The sequence below is a fragment of the uncultured Limnohabitans sp. genome (genome assembly GCF_937889215.1).
Classification (GTDB): Bacteria; Pseudomonadota; Gammaproteobacteria; order Burkholderiales; family Burkholderiaceae_C; genus Limnohabitans_A.
The window spans coordinates 1-3454 of the sequence record NZ_CALBEX010000258.1 but is presented as its reverse complement, the minus strand read 5'-3'; the positions used below and the strand labels follow the sequence as shown (position 1 = coordinate 3454).

Genomic DNA, 3454 nt, shown 5'->3' with positions numbered 1-3454 from the left:
GCCCAAAATCCCCGAAGCCAGCTTGGCGCGTTTTTCGCCTTCAAAGCTTTCGCGTTTTTGGGCGGCTTCCAAGGTTTGAGCGGCGCGGGCCGCGGGCACGCAGACCACACCGTCGTCGTCGGCCACGATGACATCACCCGGCTGCACGATCATGCCCGCACACACCACCGGAATGTTCACCGAACCCAGCGTGGCCTTGATCGTGCCTTTGCTGCTGATGGCCTTGCTCCAAACCGGGAAGTTCATCTTCTGCAGTTCTTTCACATCGCGCACCCCCGCGTCGATGATCAAAGCGCGGGCACCTCGGGCCTGGAATGACGTGGCCAACAGATCGCCAAAGTAACCGTCGGTGCATTCGGCCGTCACCGCCGCCACCACGATATCGCCCGGCTGAATCTGCTCGGCCGCCACATGCATCATCCAGTTGTCTCCTGGTTGCAGCAAGACCGTGACAGCCGTGCCCGAGACTTGTATGCCCGGATAAATGGGGCGCATGTAAGGCTTCATGAGGCCGACACGGCCCATGGCCTCGTGCACGGTGGCCGAGCCCAAAGCGGCCAGACCGTCAGCGACTGCGCGGTCAGCGCGGGTGATGTTGCGGTAAACAACGCCGAGTTCGTACATGGTGTTCTCCTGGCTATTTTGAAATGCGTCACTGGCCCTTGGCGGTCAGCTGGTCGTCCAGTCGCTTGAACACGCGGCGCGCATTGCCTTCGTAGACCATGTAACGCTCTTCGTCGTTCAGGTTGGCCGTGGCTTGCACGTAGCGCTTGGTGTCGTCAAAGTAGTGACCGGTTTCGGGGTCGATGCCGCGCACCGCGCCGATCATCTCGGACGCAAACAAGATGTTCTTGACCGGAATGACTTTGGTCAGCAAATCAATGCCGGGCTGGTGGTACACGCAGGTGTCAAAGAAGATGTTGTTCAGCAGGTGCTCAGACAACAAGGGCTTTTTGAGCTCTTGCGCCAGACCACGGAAACGGCCCCAGTGGTAAGGCACCGCGCCGCCGCCGTGCGGGATCAAGAACTTCAGCGTCGGGAAATCCTTGAACAGATCGCTGGTCAGGCACTGCATGAAGGCGGTGGTGTCGGCGTTCAGGTAATGCGCGCCCGTGGTGTGAAAGCAGCTGTTGCAGCTGGTGCTCACATGGATCATCGCGGGGATGTCGTACTCGACCATCTTTTCATAAATGGGATACCAGGCCTTGTCGCTCAATGGCGGCGAAGTCCAGTGGCCGCCCGATGGATCGGGGTTCAGGTTGATGCCGACGTTGCCGTATTGCTCCACGCACTTGACCAGCTCGGGAATGCAGGTGGCCGGGTCCACGCCGGGCGACTGGGGCAGCATGGCCGCAGGCACGAAGTGGTCAGGAAAAAGTTGCGCCACGCGGAAACACAGTTCGTTGCAAATCGCCGCCCAAGTAGACGAGACGTTGAAGTCGCCAATGTGGTGGGCCATGAAACTGGCGCGGGGGCTGAAGATGGTGATGTCCGAACCGCGCTCTTTCATCTTGGCCAGCTGGTTGGTCTCAATCGTTTCGCGCAACTCGTCGTCGCTGATTTTCAGCTCGGAGACTTTGGGGCTGACGCTGGGGTCCTTGATGCCCGCAATTTGCTTGTTGCGCCACTCTTCCAGCGCCTTGGGGGCGGTGGTGTAGTGGCCGTGCACGTCGATGATCAAGGGTTTCGTTTGGCTCATGTGGGGTTCCTGCGTTGATGGTGTCGTGTAGATACTGTGGCTTTAGCCCCGAAAAAAGATCAGAGCTTGGCATTTTGCAGGTCGGCGGCTTCAGCCCCGACAAAGCCCACCTGTGACGCTTGTCGGGGCTAAAGCCGCCGACCTACAGGGCAACTCGCCAACCCACTCTGCGATTTCGTTATTGTGCGCAATCCCCTCGGCAGCGCCCAGCCCCCGGTGCATCTACCAGCTAGAACAAATACGCATAACCAAGCCATGGATATGACAAAATCAAACCCACAGAAAGGGTTCCCATGGACCTCAAACAGCTCGAATACTTTGTGCGCGTGGCCGAACTGGGCAGCTTCACCCGGGCCGCCCAAGCCCTGAACATCGCCCAACCCGCGCTCAGCCGACAGGTTCGCCTGCTCGAAGTCGAGTTGCGGCAAAACCTGCTGGTGCGCAATGGCCGAGGAGCGACACCCACCCAAGCCGGGCAGCTTTTGCTCGAACACGGCCGGGGCATCCTGCACCAAGTCGAGCGTGCCCGCGAAGAACTGGGCCGGGTGCGCAGCGGTCTGTCGGGTCGCGTGGCCCTGGGCCTGCCGCCCAGCGTCGCGCGGGTGCTCACCGTGCCGTTGACCCGCGCTTTCAGGCAGCGCATGCCAGAAGCCCAGCTGTCCATCAGCGAAGGCCTGTCCAGCGCCATGCAAGAGAACCTGCAAAACGGCCGCCTCGACATCGCCGTGCTCTACAACCCCAGCCAGGTCCAAGGCATCGAACACACCCCGCTGGTGAAAGAAGAATTGCTGCTGGTGCAACCCCGCCCGCCGGGTCTGCAAGAAGACCCGCCGCCGCCCGCCATCAGCCTGCAAGAAGTGGCCACCCTGCCCTTGGTGATTCCGACACGACCCAACGCGATCCGCATGCATGTGGAATCTGAAATGGCGGCCATTGGCTGCCGACCACAAATTGCGTTGGAGATCGACGGCGTCAGCGCCATCCTGGACCTGGTGGCGGATGGCGCGGGCTACGCCATCTTGCCGCGCAACGCTGTCATGCGTTCGGTGCGGCCATCGGCTTTTTCTGTGCGGGCCTTGACCCAGCCGGCCCTGCACATCCAGTTAACCACCGCCATCAGTGCGCAGCGCCCCAGCACACTCACACAGCAAGCCACCCTGACCCTATTGACCGAGATGGCGGCGCAGTGGTTGAGTCCGCCCTGAAAAAGACCGCACTGGGCATGACGCCACGGGCCCCGCGTCATGACCCGCGATCCTTCAAACAGGGTGCAGCTTCAACACCCACAACAGCCCACTGAGGGTCAAAAACGACAGCACCGTGGTCACCAGCAAGGCCGCCGCACTCACCGTGCCGTGGCCGTGGCGTTGACTCAAAATGGTGTAGATGCCCAACATGGGCATGGCCCCGGTGAGCAAGGCTGCGGCGCGCAAAGCCGGGTCACCGATGGGCACAACCCAAACCAAGACAGCCCACATGGCCAGCGGGTGCAGCACCAACTTGCCCAGCGCAATCGGCATCACCGTGCCCTGCAGGCCCTGCGCCTTTAAACCCACCAGCAAGCCACCGATCACAAACAGCGACAGCACAGCGCTGGACTGCGCAAACAAATGGATGGTGCGCCCCAGAGTCACGGGCATGGACAAACCCGACAAAGAAAAAAGAAAACCAGCCACGATGCCGATGAGCATGGGGTTTTTCAGCAGGTTTTTCAGGGTCTGCCACAGCACGGACTTCCACCGACCGGGTTGACCT

At 61.0% G+C, this 3454-nt stretch carries 4 protein-coding genes; 1 reads left to right on the top strand and 3 read right to left on the bottom strand.

All coding sequences use genetic code 11. From position 1 onward, the window contains the following. Nucleotides 1-624: 4-carboxy-4-hydroxy-2-oxoadipate aldolase/oxaloacetate decarboxylase (gene ligK / locus Q0341_RS06545; RefSeq protein WP_299511339.1), on the bottom strand; the 624-nt coding region annotated here is incomplete at its 3' end. 28 nt (nt 625-652) lie between these two features. Then, nucleotides 653-1681, bottom strand: coding sequence for an amidohydrolase family protein (locus Q0341_RS06540; protein WP_299511340.1), 1029 nt, complete (start codon nt 1679-1681; stop codon nt 653-655). Between the two features lie 311 nt (nt 1682-1992). Between Q0341_RS06540 and Q0341_RS06535 the strand changes: the two genes are divergently transcribed. Then, nucleotides 1993-2904: a LysR substrate-binding domain-containing protein gene (locus tag Q0341_RS06535; RefSeq protein WP_299511338.1), complete on the top strand. Its 912-nt coding sequence runs from the start codon at nt 1993-1995 to the stop codon at nt 2902-2904. Nucleotides 2905-2958: 54 nt separating this feature from the next. On the opposite strand, the gene Q0341_RS06530 is transcribed toward Q0341_RS06535, so the two are convergent. Next, nucleotides 2959-3454 (bottom strand): AEC family transporter (locus Q0341_RS06530; RefSeq protein WP_366522723.1); only part of this gene is annotated, 496 nt, incomplete at its 5' end.

Bases quoted from the DNA above. Each gene is read 5' to 3' on its own strand.
- Q0341_RS06535 (WP_299511338.1), top strand. From the start codon at position 1,993: ATGGACCTCAAACAGCTCGAATACTTTGTGCGCGTGGCCGAACTGGGC.